At 57.8% G+C, this 14,583-nt stretch carries 13 protein-coding genes and 3 tRNA genes; 10 read left to right on the top strand and 6 right to left on the bottom strand.

Annotated features, from left to right (window positions below; all coding sequences use genetic code 11):
* The first annotated feature begins 172 nt into the window (after positions 1 to 172).
* The 5 genes from fucP to fucR all read left to right on the top strand — a co-directional run bounded on the left by fucP (position 173) and on the right by fucR (position 6,010).
* Positions 173 to 1,483 carry an L-fucose:H+ symporter permease gene (gene fucP, locus CW267_RS06370; protein WP_084441579.1) on the top strand — a complete coding sequence of 437 codons (1,311 nt, stop codon included), beginning with the start codon at positions 173 to 175 and terminating at the stop codon, positions 1,481 to 1,483.
* 32 nt (positions 1,484 to 1,515) lie between these two features.
* Entirely contained in the window at positions 1,516 to 3,291 is a 1,776-nt protein-coding gene (fucI, locus tag CW267_RS06365) for an L-fucose isomerase (protein WP_100781406.1), read from the top strand.
* A 107-nt stretch (positions 3,292 to 3,398) separates the two neighbouring features.
* A complete protein-coding gene (gene fucK, locus CW267_RS06360; protein ID WP_100781407.1) occupies positions 3,399 to 4,817 on the top strand; it encodes an L-fuculokinase in 1,419 nt (472 codons plus the stop codon).
* A gap of 1 nt (position 4,818) precedes the next feature.
* Positions 4,819 to 5,241 (top strand): L-fucose mutarotase, encoded by a 423-nt coding sequence (gene fucU, locus CW267_RS06355; protein WP_008806274.1) that lies wholly within the window; start codon positions 4,819 to 4,821, stop codon positions 5,239 to 5,241.
* Positions 5,242 to 5,299: 58 nt separating this feature from the next.
* The gene (gene fucR, locus CW267_RS06350) at positions 5,300 to 6,010 is read left to right on the top strand and encodes an L-fucose operon activator (protein WP_100781408.1); all 711 of its coding nucleotides are present in this window, start codon (positions 5,300 to 5,302) and stop codon (positions 6,008 to 6,010) included.
* Between the two features lie 48 nt (positions 6,011 to 6,058).
* On the opposite strand, the gene rlmM is transcribed toward fucR, so the two are convergent.
* From rlmM to CW267_RS06330, 4 genes are all read right to left on the bottom strand, one after another.
* Positions 6,059 to 7,159, bottom strand: a complete 1,101-nt coding sequence (rlmM, locus tag CW267_RS06345) for a 23S rRNA (cytidine(2498)-2'-O)-methyltransferase RlmM (RefSeq protein ID WP_008806275.1) — start codon at positions 7,157 to 7,159, stop codon at positions 6,059 to 6,061.
* Positions 7,152 to 7,547: a DUF423 domain-containing protein gene (locus CW267_RS06340; protein ID WP_002915543.1), complete on the bottom strand. Its 396-nt coding sequence runs from the start codon at positions 7,545 to 7,547 to the stop codon at positions 7,152 to 7,154. The genes rlmM and CW267_RS06340 overlap by 8 nt, the downstream gene beginning before the upstream one ends.
* A 19-nt stretch (positions 7,548 to 7,566) precedes the next feature.
* On the bottom strand, positions 7,567 to 8,484 hold the full coding sequence (gene gcvA / locus CW267_RS06335; protein WP_002915545.1) for a glycine cleavage system transcriptional regulator GcvA: 918 nt from the start codon (positions 8,482 to 8,484) through the stop codon (positions 7,567 to 7,569).
* A gap of 351 nt (positions 8,485 to 8,835) precedes the next feature.
* On the bottom strand, positions 8,836 to 9,060 hold the full coding sequence (locus tag CW267_RS06330; protein ID WP_002915549.1) for a YgdI/YgdR family lipoprotein: 225 nt from the start codon (positions 9,058 to 9,060) through the stop codon (positions 8,836 to 8,838).
* Between the two features lie 197 nt (positions 9,061 to 9,257).
* Between CW267_RS06330 and csdA the strand changes: the two genes are divergently transcribed.
* Positions 9,258 to 10,463, top strand: a complete 1,206-nt coding sequence (gene csdA, locus CW267_RS06325; protein WP_008806276.1) for a cysteine desulfurase CsdA — start codon at positions 9,258 to 9,260, stop codon at positions 10,461 to 10,463.
* The gene (gene csdE / locus CW267_RS06320) at positions 10,463 to 10,900 is read left to right on the top strand and encodes a cysteine desulfurase sulfur acceptor subunit CsdE (RefSeq protein WP_012967316.1); all 438 of its coding nucleotides are present in this window, start codon (positions 10,463 to 10,465) and stop codon (positions 10,898 to 10,900) included. Before csdA ends, csdE begins: the two co-directional genes overlap by 1 nt.
* 140 nt (positions 10,901 to 11,040) lie before the next feature.
* Here the strand turns inward: csdE and tcdA are convergent, their stop codons facing one another.
* Both tcdA and mltA read right to left on the bottom strand, forming a co-directional pair.
* Positions 11,041 to 11,850 carry a tRNA cyclic N6-threonylcarbamoyladenosine(37) synthase TcdA gene (tcdA, locus tag CW267_RS06315; RefSeq protein ID WP_008806278.1) on the bottom strand — a complete coding sequence of 270 codons (810 nt, stop codon included), beginning with the start codon at positions 11,848 to 11,850 and terminating at the stop codon, positions 11,041 to 11,043.
* A gap of 87 nt (positions 11,851 to 11,937) precedes the next feature.
* Positions 11,938 to 13,035, bottom strand: a complete 1,098-nt coding sequence (mltA, locus tag CW267_RS06310; protein ID WP_008806279.1) for a murein transglycosylase A — start codon at positions 13,033 to 13,035, stop codon at positions 11,938 to 11,940.
* Positions 13,036 to 13,245: 210 nt separating this feature from the next.
* Between mltA and CW267_RS06305 the strand changes: the two genes are divergently transcribed.
* From CW267_RS06305 to CW267_RS06295, 3 genes are all read left to right on the top strand, one after another.
* A tRNA-Met gene (locus CW267_RS06305) sits at positions 13,246 to 13,322 on the top strand.
* Between the two features lie 35 nt (positions 13,323 to 13,357).
* Positions 13,358 to 13,434 (top strand) — tRNA-Met (locus tag CW267_RS06300).
* A gap of 32 nt (positions 13,435 to 13,466) precedes the next feature.
* A tRNA-Met gene (locus tag CW267_RS06295) sits at positions 13,467 to 13,543 on the top strand.
* Positions 13,544 to 14,583 lie beyond the last annotated feature (1,040 nt).

Below are 14,583 nucleotides of genomic sequence, written 5' to 3'. Positions count from 1 at the left end.
CATCATCATATTAACAGGCGGTTTTTATTTGAAAATGAAGTCATGAGTTCCGCCGTGACTTTCATTTCACTCACCGGCGCGTCACCTGAGCTCACTTAATTTTGCGGTCTGCTGCAGCACCAGACTGCGCCCTGAATGCTGTTGTAAATGCTTCTGAACTGATGAGGACGCTATGGGAAACACAACGATACCAACGCAAAGTTACCGCGCCATGGAGAGCGGGCAGAGTAAGAGCTACATTATTCCTTTTGCTCTGCTGTGCTTCCTCTTTTTTCTGTGGGCGGTGGCTAATAATCTGAATGATATTTTATTACCGCAATTTCAACAGGCCTTTACCCTGACTAATTTCCAGGCCGGATTAATTCAGTCAGCCTTTTACTTTGGCTATTTTATTATTCCCATCCCCGCCGGGATGCTGATGAAAAAATTCAGCTATAAAGCAGGTATTCTTACGGGTCTGTTTTTATATGCCTGCGGCGCCGCGCTGTTCTGGCCTGCCGCCGAAGTGATGAACTACACTTTATTCCTGATTGGATTATTTATTATCGCCGCCGGGCTTGGCTGCCTGGAAACGGCGGCCAACCCGTTTGTGACCGTTCTCGGTCCGGAAAGCGGCGGTCACTTCCGCCTTAATCTGGCCCAGACCTTTAACTCATTTGGCGCCATTATTGCCGTGGTATTTGGCCAGAGTCTTATTTTGTCTAACGTCCCGCATCAGCCGCAGGATGTGCTGGATAAAATGACGCCAGAACAGCTCAGCGCCTGGAAGCACAGCCTGGTCCTGTCGGTACAAACCCCCTATATGATTATCGTGGCCATCGTCCTGCTGGTTGCCCTGCTGATCGTCTGTACCCGCTTCCCCTCCCTGCAGAGCGATGACCACAGCGACAGCGCGCAGAGCACCTTCCTCGCCTCGCTGACGCGCCTGATGCGCATCCGTCACTGGCGCTGGGCGGTGCTGGCCCAGTTCTGCTACGTCGGCGCGCAAACCGCCTGCTGGAGCTACCTGATTCGCTACGCTATCGAAGAGATCCCGGGCATGACGGCCGGTTTCGCCGCCAACTACCTGACCGCCACCATGGTCTGCTTCTTTATTGGCCGTTTCACCGGCACCTGGCTTATCCGCCGCTTTGCGCCGCATAACGTGCTCGCTATCTATGCGTTTATCGCCATGCTGCTCTGTTTGCTCTCCGCCTTCAGCGGCGGCCACGTCGGTCTGCTGGCCCTGACCCTGTGCAGCGCCTTTATGTCCATTCAGTACCCGACCATCTTCTCGCTGGGGATTAAGCATCTGGGCCAGGACACCAAATATGGCTCGTCCTTTATCGTCATGACCATTATCGGCGGCGGGATCGTCACCCCGGTGATGGGCTTTGTCAGCGACGCCGCCGGCAATATCCCGACCGCCGAACTGGTCCCGGCGCTGTGCTTCGCCATCATCTTTATTTTTGCCCGTTTCCGTTCACAAGCGGCGACGAACTAAACCTTTTATCCGCATAACCTGAGGGATCTGTAATGAAAAAAATCAGCTTACCGAAGATCGGTATCCGCCCGGTAATCGATGGTCGTCGCATGGGGGTCCGCGAGTCGCTGGAAGCGCAAACCATGAACATGGCGAAAGCCACCGCCGCGCTTATCAGCGAGAAACTGCGCCACGCCTGCGGCGCCCGGGTGGAGTGCGTGATTGCCGATACCTGCATCGCCGGCATGGCCGAGTCGGCCGCCTGTGAAGAGAAATTCAGCAGCCAGAACGTCGGCGTCACCATCACCGTCACCCCCTGCTGGTGCTACGGCAGCGAAACCATCGACATGGATCCGCTGCGCCCGAAGGCCATCTGGGGCTTTAACGGCACCGAACGTCCGGGGGCGGTCTATCTGGCCGCCGCGCTGGCGGCCCATAGCCAGAAAGGGATCCCGGCGTTCTCCATCTACGGGCATGACGTACAGGATGCCGATGACACCTCGATCCCGGCGGACGTCGAAGAAAAGCTGTTGCGCTTCGCGCGCGCCGGCGTGGCCGTCGCCAGTATGAAAGGGAAAAGCTATCTGTCGCTGGGCGGCGTCTCAATGGGCATCGCCGGCTCCATCGTCGACCACAATTTCTTTGAATCCTGGCTCGGCATGAAGGTCCAGGCTGTCGACATGACGGAGCTGCGCCGGCGAATCGATCAGAAAATCTATGATGAAACCGAGCTGGAGATGGCGCTGGCGTGGGCGGATAAACACTTCCGCTACGGCGAAGATCAGAACGCTGAGCAGTATAAGCGCAATGAAACACAGAGCCGCGCGGTGCTGAAAGAGAGCCTGCTGATGGCGATGTGCATCCGCGACATGATGCAGGGCAACCCGAAACTGGCGGAAAAAGGGCTGGTGGAGGAGTCGCTGGGCTACAACGCCATCGCCGCCGGTTTCCAGGGTCAGCGCCACTGGACCGATCAATACCCCAATGGCGATACCGCTGAAGCGCTGCTCAACAGCTCTTTTGACTGGAACGGGGTGCGCGAGCCATTTGTCGTCGCTACCGAAAACGACAGCCTCAACGGCGTGGCCATGCTGATGGGTCATCAGCTCACCGGCACCGCCCAGGTGTTTGCCGACGTGCGCACCTACTGGTCGCCGGACGCCGTTGAGCGGGTCACCGGGCAGCCGCTCACCGGGCGGGCGGAGCACGGCATCATTCACCTGATTAACTCCGGCTCTGCGGCGCTGGACGGCTCCTGCCAGCAGCGCGACGCGCAGGGCAACCCGACGATGAAACCTCACTGGGAGATTGAGCAGAACGAGGCGGATGCCTGCCTCGCGGCGACCGAATGGTGCCCGGCGATCCACGAATACTTCCGCGGCGGCGGCTTCTCTTCCCGCTTCCTGACCGAAGGCGGCGTACCGTTCACCATGACCCGGGTAAACATCATCAAAGGCCTGGGGCCGGTGCTGCAAATTGCCGAAGGCTGGAGCGTGGCGCTGCCCAAAGCGATGCACGACCAGCTCGACGCCCGTACCAACTCCACCTGGCCCACCACCTGGTTTGCCCCACGCCTGACCGGCAAGGGTCCGTTCAGCGATGTGTACTCGGTGATGGCTAACTGGGGCGCCAACCACGGCGTGCTGACCATCGGCCACGTTGGCGCGGATTTCATTACCCTCGCCGCCATGCTGCGCATTCCGGTCTGCATGCACAACGTGGAAGCGGCGAAAATCTACCGCCCCTCCGCCTGGGCTGCGCATGGCATGGATATCGAGGGCCAGGACTACCGCGCCTGCCAGAACTACGGGCCGCTGTATAAGCGTTAACAGGTTGGTTTCGCCCGGTGGCGCAGGCTTACCGGGCCTACAGATGCGCGCGGTCTGTAGGCCGGATAAGCGCCGCGCCATCCGGCGATGTTGTTTCGGGAGTCACTATGAAGCAAGACGTTATCCTGGTCCTCGACTGCGGCGCCACCAACGTGCGGGCGATGGCCGTTGACCGACAGGGAAACATTATCGCCCGCGCCGCAACGGCGAACGCCAGCGACATCGCGGCGGAGAACAGCGACTGGCACCAGTGGTCGCTGGAGGCCATTATGCAGCGCTTTGCCGACTGCTGTCGGCAGATCCATGACCAGCTGGCCTCCTGCACGGTGCGCGGCATCACCGTCACGACCTTTGGCGTCGATGGCGCGCTGGTGGATGAGCAGGGTGCCCTGCTGTATCCGATCATCAGCTGGAAATGCCCGCGCACCGCGGCGGTGATGGAGAATATCAGCCAGTATATGCCAGCACACCAGCTGCAGCAGATTGCCGGCGTCGGCGCCTTTGCGTTCAACACCCTGTATAAGCTGGTGTGGCTGAAAGAGAACCACCCGCAGCTGCTGACGCAGGCCCATGCCTGGCTGTTTATTTCGTCGCTGATCAACCACCGGCTGACCGGGGAGTTCACCACCGACCTCACCATGGCGGGTACCAGCCAGATGCTCGATCTCCGGCAGCGCGATTTCAGCGCGCCGATCCTGCAGGCGACCGGCCTGCCGCGCCGCCTGTTCCCGCGGCTGGTTGAAGCAGGCCAGCCAATCGGCGCCCTGCTGCCGGAGGCCGCTGCGCTGCTGGGCCTTCCCATCGGGATCCCGGTTATCTCGGCCGGGCACGACACTCAGTTCGCTCTGTTTGGCGCTGGCGCCGGGCAGGATGAGCCGGTGCTCTCCTCCGGGACCTGGGAGATCCTGATGGTACGCAGCGCCCAGGTTGACACCTCGCTGCTCTGCGACTACAGCGGCTCCACCTGCGAACTGGACAGCCAGCCGGGCCGCTATAACCCGGGAATGCAGTGGCTGGCCTCCGGCGTGCTCGAATGGGTGCGCAAGCTGTTGTGGAGCGCTGACACGCCGTGGCAGACGCTGATTGCCGAAGCGCAGGCGATCCCGCCCGGCGCCCAGGGCGTCAGGATGCAGTGCGACCTGCTCGCCAGCCAGCACGCCGGCTGGCAGGGCGTCACGCTCAACACCACCCGCGGCCATTTTTACCGCGCCGCGCTGGAGGGGTTAAGCGACCAGCTGGCGCAGCATCTGCAAACCCTGGAAAACATCGGCGGCTTCAGGGCGAAAGAGCTGCTGCTGGTGGGCGGCGGCAGCCGCAACGCGCTATGGAACCAGATCAAGGCCAACCGACTCGGGATACCGGTCAAAGTCCTCGATGATGCCGAAACCACGGTGGCCGGCGCGGCGATGTTTGGCTGGTATGGCGTAGGCGAGTTCTCTTCGCCGGAACAGGCCAGAGCGCAGGTCGCGTACCGCTACCGCTATTTCTGGCCACAAACTGAACCTGAATTAACAGAGGAAACCTGAGATGCTCAAAACCATTTCCCCGCTGATATCGCCGGAACTGCTGAAAGTGCTGGCCGAAATGGGCCATGGGGATGAAATCATTTTTTCCGATGCCCATTTCCCGGCGCACAGCATGGGGCCACAGGTGATCCGCGCTGATGGCCTGCGGGTCAGCGATCTGCTGCAGGCGATTATCCCGCTGTTCGAGTTAGACAGCTACGCGCCGCCGCTGGTGATGATGGCCGCCGTCGAAGGCGATGCGCTGGACCCGACGGTGGAACAGCGCTATCGGCAGGCGCTCTCGGCGCAGGCCCCCTGCCCGGATATCGTGCGGATTGACCGCTTTGCCTTCTACGACCGGGCGCAAAAAGCCTTTGCGATCGTTATCACAGGAGAGCGAGCTAAGTACGGAAATATCCTTTTAAAAAAAGGAGTCACGCCGTAATCTCATGCCGGAGCGTCTGCCTGATGCAGACGCTCAATCAATGATGGGATGAGAATAAATGAAAGCAGCCCGCCAGCAGGCGATCGTCGATCTCCTGATCACCCACAGCAGCCTGACCACCGAAACCTTGTCAAAACAGCTCAACGTCAGCAGGGAAACCATTCGCCGCGATCTGAGCGAGCTGCAGGCGCAGGGCAAAGTGCTGCGCAACCACGGCCGGGCCAAAGTGATCCATCAGCGCAGCCAGGACAGCGGCGACCCTTTTCACATTCGGCTGAAAAGCCATTACGCGCATAAAGCCGATATCGCCCGCGAAGCGCTGGCCTGGATTGACGAAGGGATGGTGATCGCCCTCGATGCCAGCTCCACTTGCTGGTATCTCGCCCGCCAGCTGCCGGACCGCCCGCTGCACGTCTTTACCAACAGCCAGCCCATCTGCCAGGAGCTAGCCAAACGCGACCAAATCACGCTCACCTGCTCCGGCGGCACTCTGCAGCGGAAATATGGCTGCTACGTGAACCCGACGCTGATTTCCCAGCTGAAATCGCTGGAGATCGATCTGTTTATTTTTTCCTGCGAAGGCATCGACCCGCAGGGCGCGCTATGGGACTCCAATGCGTTCAATGCCGACTTTAAATCGATCCTGCTTAAGCGCGCGGCGCAGTCGCTACTGCTGATCGACAAAAGCAAGTTCAACCGTTCCGGCGAGGCGAGAATTGGTCATCTGGATGACGTGACGCATATTGTGTCGGATGCGCCGCAGCCTTAAGGGGAAGGCCGGAGGACGCGCACGCGTCTCCGGCCTGAGGGGGAAGGATTAACGCTCGTCGCGACGTCCGCCGACGGCGGCCCACAGGCGACGCACGTGAACGGTCACCTCTTCACGATCGTGATACAGCTGACGCGCCTGGATCTGGGCGTTGATGCCGTGCTCGTCCAGCTGGGCCTGAATATAGGCCAGATTCTGCGACACCTCTTCATAGCGCTTTTTCATCGGCAGCTTGAGGTTGAAGATGGTCTCCCGGCACCAGCCGTTGACCAGCCACTGCGCCATCAGCGCCGCCACCTTCGCCGGTTTCTCCACCATATCGCAGACCATCCACGAGATGTTGTTGCGGTTCGGACGATAGCGGAAGCCATCTTCGCGCAGCCAGGTCACCTGGCCGGTATCCATCAGGCTCTGGGCCATCGGACCGTTATCGACCGAAGAGACCCACATGTTGCGCTTCACCAGCTGATAGGTCCAGCCGCCCGGGCAGGCGCCGAGATCGACGGCATACATGCCGTTCGCCAGGCGCTCGTCCCACTCGTCCGCCGGAATAAAGACGTGGAACGCCTCTTCCAGCTTGAGGGTGGAACGGCTCGGGGCATCGGACGGAAACTTCAGCCGCGGAATGCCCATATAGAACGGTGAGTTGTTGTTGCTGTACGAGTAGCCGGTATAGCAGCAGCCGGGGGCGATAAAGAACACATGCACCACCGGTCGCTTTGGCGTTTCATAGTTGGTCAGCACGCCCGCCTCGCGCAGCGCCGCGCGTAACGGCACCGTGAACTTGCGGCAGAACTTCATCAGCTCTTTGCTTTCGTTGGTATCCGCCACTTCCACACGCAGCTCGCCACCCTTCTCCACCACGCCCTGCAGCATGCCGACGATCGGGGTAATGCGATCCTCCGGCGGCAGGTCGCGCAGCAGTTCGCCGACCACGAACATCTGACGGGCGAAAATCAGCGAGCTGAACGGCAGATCGCGTACCAGCTTCTCACCGTCGTCTTGCTGATAACCTTCAAAAATCACATAACCAGAGTCTTCTTTGACCCGGGCAAAACCAAACACCTCAAGGCGGGCGGCCTTATCGGTAATTTCTGCTGCGCACTCTTTCTCAAACCCAGGGCGACAATAGAGGACAACCTTATTCATGAACAACGCCCTTACGTTTCAGACGAATTGCACCAATTAACATTAAAACCCAACCGGCGAGGAAGCTTACGCCGCCCACCGGGGTCACGAACGCCCACAGACGTAAATGAGACAGCGCCAGACAATAGAGGCTGCCGCTGAACAGCACGGTCCCTAACGCCAGAAACACGCTGCTCCAGTAGAACCAGATGCTGATCCGGCGCTGCATCGCCACCGCCAGACCAAAAATCGCCAGGGTATGGAAGGCCTGGTACTCCAGGCCGGTATGGATCCAGGCCATCTCCGCCGCGCCGAGCGATTGACTTAATACATGCGCGCCAAAGGCACCCAGAGCCACAAAGATAAAGCCGCTAATCGCGGCGAATATCAGCATAAAACGGCTGGTCATGTTTTTACCCTACAAGTATTTATTGTTCATAACGAAAGCGGAATTTTTCTTGCTCACTTGCCGCTTTCGCCAGGATCCATTGCCGGAAAGCGGCTATTTTACCCAGTTCTGCCTGACTGTCATGGCAAACAAGGTAAAACGCATTCTTACTGACCAGAACATCATTAAACGGACACACCAGACGACCGGCTTCAATTTCGGACTGCGCCATCACGTTGTTGGCCAGCGCCACGCCCTGCCCGTGAATGGCCGCCTGCAGCACCATCGCGCTATGGCTGAAAATCGGCCCCTGTTGCACATTAATATGGCTTAGACCAAGCTGGCGGGTATAAGTTTGCCAGTCGCGGCGGGACGCATCGTGAAGCAGCGTATGTTGCGCCAGATCGGCAGGCGTTTTCAATGCTTTGTCGCCGGTGAGCAAGAGCGGGGAACAGACCGGCAGCAGATACTCGGCGTACAATTTTTCCACACGCAGGCCCGGCCAGTTGCCGCGGCCGTAAAAAATCGCCACATCGACATCGTCCGCCAGCTTATCCTCCTGGCGGTCTACCGCCTGGATCCTGACGTCGATTCCCGGATAAGCTGAGTTAAAGCTTGTCAGTCTCGGCACCAGCCACTGGATGGCAAAACTTGGCAATAAACTGACCGTTAATGCCCCTTTGGCGCTGCGCGCCTGAAGTTTACGCGTCGCTTCCGTCAGTTGCGAAAAAATCTCTTTAATATCCTGAAAATAGCTCTGCCCTTCTTCCGTTAACAGCAGCGAACGATTGCGCCGCCGGAACAGCTTAAGGCCCAGAAAATCCTCGAGAGACTTGATTTGATGGCTGACTGCGGCCTGCGTCACAAAAAGCTCATCGGCTGCCCGAGTGAAGCTGAGATGACGTGCGGCTGCATCAAAAACACGTAATGCATTCAGAGGTGGTAATCGCTTCGACATGGTTATTCTGGCTTAGATGTTAACTCAATTTAACAAATAGGAAACAATGATTAACCTATTAGTTTTTTTTATCTGAGCCATTATAAATTGTCCGTTGAGGTTCTACCAGCAAATACCTATAGTGGCGGCACTTCCTGAGCCGGAACGAGAAGCTTTTTTTGGAATGCGTGTTCCATCAAGCTTTTGGCTTACGGTTGTGATGTTGTGTTGTTGTGTTTGCAATTGGTCTGTCTTTGCAGACCCTGGTAGCAAAGCTACCCCTTTTCACTTCCTGTACATTTACCCTGTCTGTCCATAGTGATTTAATGTAGCACCGCAACGCGCGGTGCTTTTTTTTGCCTTTTTACTGCCTTACTCGTCCAGCTCACCCAGCTGTTTCACGTCAGAGCGATTGATCTGCTGTTTGTTGCCCCACGCGTCCTTATACGAGATCATGCCAGTATCATTATCGGTTTGCGGTTTCCCGTCGGTAACGATGGTTCGCCCATCATTGGTATGCATCACATAGTTAGAGGAACAGGCGCTCAGGCCTAAAGTCAGCATACAGGCAGAGATAATCGCAGCGGCCTTAGTCATTTTCATTTTTCTCTCCTTACGGCTATTTATACTATTCGTGACTCGTTAAGTAATAGGTTAAAACACAAACCCAACACTTTTCAGCATAACCCTCTTTGACCCACCTGAAGTCACATTCGGACAATTCCACAGGGCGCAGAGGCCTTGTCACGCCCGGCAAATTGCGCGACGATCGCGGGATTGATACGAGGAATTCCATGAACGCATTCAACCCGGCGCACTTTCGCGCGCAGTTTCCGGCTCTGGCCGATGCCGGCGTCTATCTCGACAGCGCGGCGACCGCGCTCAAACCGCAGGCGGTGATCGACGCCAGCGACCAGTTTTATCGCCTGAGCGCCGGCAACGTCCATCGCAGCCAGTTCGCCGCCGCCCAGCGGCTGACCGAGCGCTACGAGGCGGCCCGCGAGCGCGTGGCGGCGTGGCTTAACGCCCCGTCCGGCAAAGATATCGTCTGGACGCGGGGAACCACCGAGGCCATCAATATGGTGGCGCAGAGCTACGTCCGGCCGCGCCTGCAGCCTGGCGATGAAATTATCGTTAGCGAAGCCGAGCATCATGCCAACCTCGTGCCCTGGCTGATGGTAGCCGGGCAGACCGGCGCCCGAGTCGTCAAACTGCCGCTTGGCGCCGACCGCCTGCCGGATATCGCCAGCCTCAGCGCGCTCATCACCCCGCGCAGCCGGGTGCTGGCCATCGGCCAGATGTCCAACGTCACCGGCGGCTGCCCGGACCTGGCGCAGGCTATCCGCCTTGCTCACGCCGCCGGGATGGTAGTGATGGTCGATGGCGCCCAGGGCGCGGTGCATTTCCCCGCTGACGTGCAGGCGCTGGATATCGATTTTTACGCCTTTTCCGGCCATAAGCTATATGGCCCGACCGGGATCGGCGCCCTGTACGGCAAAAGCGAGCTGCTGGCGGCGATGTCGCCCTGGCTCGGCGGCGGGAAAATGATCGCCGAGGTCAGCTTTGACGGCTTTACGCCGCAGCCGGCCCCTTATGGTCTCGAGGCCGGCACGCCGAATGTCGCCGGGGTAATCGGCCTTAGCGCCGCCCTGGAGTGGCTGGCGCAGAGCGATATCGGCCAGGCGGAAAACTGGAGCCGCAGTCTGGCGAGTCTGGCGGAAGAGGCGCTGGCGAAACGGCCGGGCTTCCGCTCTTTCCGCTGCCAGCAGTCAAGCCTGCTGGCCTTTGAGTTCGACGGTGTTCATCACAGCGATCTGGTGACGCTGCTGGCGGAGTCCGGCATTGCTCTGCGCGCCGGGCAACACTGCGCCCAACCGCTGCTGGCGGCCTTAGGGGTCAGCGGCACGCTGCGGGCCTCTTTCGCCCCCTACAATACCCAAGACGATGTTGCGGCGCTGGTCCACGCGGTGGATCGCGCCCTGGAAATTCTGGTGGATTAATGACAACTCTGCACCCCTTCGGCACAACCATTACCGACGCCACGCTGCGCCAGACCTTCGCCCCGCTGAACCAGTGGGAGGATAAATATCGTCAGCTGATTTTATTGGGCAAAAAGCTGCCGACGCTGACCGATGAGCGCAAAGCGCAGGCCCGGGAGATTGCCGGGTGTGAAAACCGCGTCTGGCTGGGCTATGAGGAGGATGCCGAGGGCAGGCTGCACTTCTTTGGCGACAGCGAAGGCCGGATTGTGCGCGGTCTGCTGGCGGTGCTGTTGACCGCCGTGGAAGGAAAAACCCGCGCCGGGATCCTGGCGCAGGATCCGCTGGCGCTGTTCGACGAGCTGGGGCTACGCGGCCAGCTCAGCGCCTCGCGCAGCCAGGGCCTCAGCGCCCTCAGCGAGGCGGTGCTCGCCGCCGCCCGCGAGGTTGAGGTTTAAGCTCATCCCGGGGGCGGCGCTTGACGCGCCTTGCCCGGGCTACGGGCTCATGCAGTTTTGTCGCCCGGACAGGTGCGCAGCGCCGCCTCCGGGGAATTGTCCTGTAGACCGGGTAAGGCGCCTGCGCCGCGGCCCGGGATTTACGTCGTCTGCCGCTCCGCCTTCGCCAGCATCTTCTTCAGAGCATGCGATACCGCGACGAAGCCAAAGGTCGCGGTCACCATGGTGGCCGCGCCAAAGCCGGAAGCGCAGTCCATCCGTTTCGGCCCTTCCGCCGTGCTCTTCATCGCGCAGACGCTGCCGTCCGCTTGCGGGTAGACCAGCGCTTCCGTAGAGAAGACGCAGTCCACGCCGAGCTTGCCTTTGCTGTTTTTCACCACCCCAAACTGGCTTTTCAGCCGCTCGCGCAGTTTAGCCGCCAGCGGATCCTGGATGGTCTTCGCCAGGTCAGCGACCTGGATCTGCGTTGGGTCAATCTGACCGCCCGCCCCGCCGGTGGTGACCAGCGGCACTTTGTAGCGGCGACACCAGGCGATAAGCGCCGCTTTCGGCCGGACGCTATCGATCGCGTCGATAACATAGCTAAAGCCGACGCCAAGATATTCCGCCACGTTTTCCGGGGTCACGAAATCATCCACCACCGTCACCCGACACTCCGGGTTGATGAGACGAATACGCTCTGCCATCACTTCCGCTTTCGCCAGCCCGACGTTGCCGCTCAGGGCGTGGATCTGACGATTGGTGTTGGTGACGCAGACATCGTCCATATCGATAAGGGTGATCGCCCCGATGCCGGTTCGCGCCAGCGCTTCCGCCGCCCAGGAGCCGACCCCGCCGATCCCGACCACGCAGACGTGGGCATCGGCAAAACATTGCAGCGCTTTTTCACCATATAAACGTGCCGTACCGCCAAAACGCTGGCGCCAGGCATCGCTGATTACAACAGACATAGAACCTCAGAACAAAATGACAGCGCCCGGAGGCCGCCGTAAACGGCGTCATCCGGGCGCCCTGGTCAACAGGCAGGGCCAGGGGAGTTAGCCGCTAAAAACATTCCCCGCGCCCGGGGCGTTTTTCAGCACCCATACGCGGCCATAGTGGTTATACCAGCCGGCACGGTGGCCTGCGTCAGGCCCAATGCCCTGATAGATGTCGAAATGCTGGCCTTTGATGGCCCCGCCGACGTCGAGAGCGACCATCAGGCGCAGTTCGTACTGGCCGTTAAACTTGCCGTTATTATCCAGCAGAGGCACCTCGGCCAGCAAGGTGGTTCCCGGCGGAATAATCGACCGGTCAGAGGCCACCGAGGCGCGGCCGATCAGCGGCACAGCGCTGGCCCCTTTCACCGGCGCGAAAGACTGCGGTTTAAAGAACACGAACGACGGGTTCTGCTCCAGCAGCTCGCGCACTTCCGCTTCGCTGTGCTTTTCACCCCACTCGCGGATCGCCTGCATCGACATATCTTCTTTCTTCACTTCCCCGCGGTCGATCAGCACTTTGCCGATGCTGCGATAGGGCCAGCCGTTTTTCCCGGCATAGCTAAAGAAGTTGAGCGGCGAACCATCGCCAAAGTCGATATAGCCGCTGCCCTGCACGTCCATGATGAAGTTATCCATCAGCGAATTGCTGTACGCCAGCACATAGTTATCGCTCAGCGCGCCGGCATAGATGCTGGCGCGGGACGGCAGCTTACCGCGTTTCGGCGGCATCCGGTAAATGGGGTACTGGAATTCGCCCTGACGGGTGTGGCGCGCCTGCACCACCGGCGTGTAGTAGCCGGTAAACTGAACGTTGCCATAGTTGTCGGTGCCCTGCATCTGCCAGGCGTCGATGCCAAACTGGCGCAGCGTGCGGGTGTCGCCGCCGGCGCGCAGCCACTCCTGCAGCGCATTATAGACGTTGCTCTGGCTATTATAGAGGCGCGGCGAGGCGTTACGAATTTGATTAACCTGCTCGGAGAAGTCGCCGGCGTTGATCGGCGCCCCGACGGCATCCGGCTGGTTTACCAGTGAAAACGGCTGGGTGAACTTGCCATCGCTATATTGCTGACCGCGGTCGGTCGGTTTTGAGGAACAGGCGGCAAGCATAGCCAGCATTGCCCCCGTCGCTACATATTTTGCCCAACGTCCTTTCATGGTGTCTCATCTTTTGCTGCGAAGCCTTAGTGCGTGTTGAAGATAACAAAGCGCCGGGGCTATTGAAATGCGCGATCTCATCGATGGCACAGATTTGTGTAAAAAAACACCACAACGTGGCGTTTTATAAGCCAATTCTTACAAAAATGTCGATTTGGTCGAAAAAAGGTTGCATCATCTCGCTAGCGGAGTATAGTGCGCTTCCACGGACGCGGGGTGGAGCAGCCTGGTAGCTCGTCGGGCTCATAACCCGAAGGTCGTCGGTTCAAATCCGGCCCCCGCAACCAATTAAAATTTGATGAAGTACAAAGCAGTACGGTGACGCGGGGTGGAGCAGCCTGGTAGCTCGTCGGGCTCATAACCCGAAGGTCGTCGGTTCAAATCCGGCCCCCGCAACCAATCAAATTTGACAAAGTAAAGCAGTACGGTGACGCGGGGTGGAGCAGCCTGGTAGCTCGTCGGGCTCATAACCCGAAGGTCGTCGGTTCAAATCCGGCCCCCGCAACCAACATCATAAACACCCTCAAGGGTGTTTTTTTGTTTCTGCCCCGGCAAACCTCTGCCGAAAACGGGAACGGCCATTGCCGCCCCCTCGCCGGTTTGCTTTATGTCATCCGTAACAGCCCCTGAAATACAAGAAACCGCAATTTATCAACGTCTTTTTATACTTCCCTGTATCTCTCAGGAGATCCACAGATAATGCGTGGACAAATGAGTGTACGGCTAAAAGCCACTAACTTAATCCACTCATTTAGAGTTTTGCGCAATAAAAGGACTAAATTCCCGGAACTACCGTTATCTTTACGTTTGTAATCGGCCCCTGGCCAACAAGAATGAAGATAGCAGACTTGATATAATGATTATATTTCGGTGCTTATCTTGCCAGACAGGGCACTGCAACAAACAGGATTTAATTGAGATAGTGTATCTATGATAGTTTTCATTATAAGTCAGCACCATACTTTCATTACTGAATAAATCATGATAATTGATGCAAATGTTATATTTTTGATACCAGAGCTTCTTCTGATTGTTTTAAATTATGGTATTAATTCCATCTTTTCCCCTTCTGTACTTCACTAATCTCGCAGTAGATGGTCGAACTTTTTGCCACCAAATCATTCACAGCAAAAATATCATTTATTAAAGAAGCTTTTATTTATTCCGAAAAAGTGGCGTTGCGATATTATTACGCGATCGTTTATCGGTATTTTATGCTTATACTTATCCATAACCAAGCAGATTGCCCTTGATGGTCAATAAATTGAGAAACTTCATATAAATAAAACCATCTTAGGATACGAGCCAAATTATTTATAGTAGTAATAATAACGATCTTTCAGACACTGACCACATTGCACCACGCTTTATTTAACTGTTAAATTGGATCAAGGTCAGATACTTAAACAGGGGTTAGTTAGACAGGGAGAAGCAACATGGCTAAAAAATTTCTAAACAATGTTCCCGAAACTCGCTTTAACATAAAGCCGGGCCTGAAAACAGGAAGTGCCATGAATGTGAAGTTACCTCTACATCTTCTCTCCGCCA

This window comes from Klebsiella sp. X1-16S-Nf21 (assembly GCF_002837615.1).
Classification (GTDB): domain Bacteria; phylum Pseudomonadota; class Gammaproteobacteria; order Enterobacterales; family Enterobacteriaceae; genus Klebsiella; species Klebsiella variicola.
Note: the sequence above shows the minus strand (reverse complement) of the source record. Positions and strands in the feature narration are given on the sequence as shown.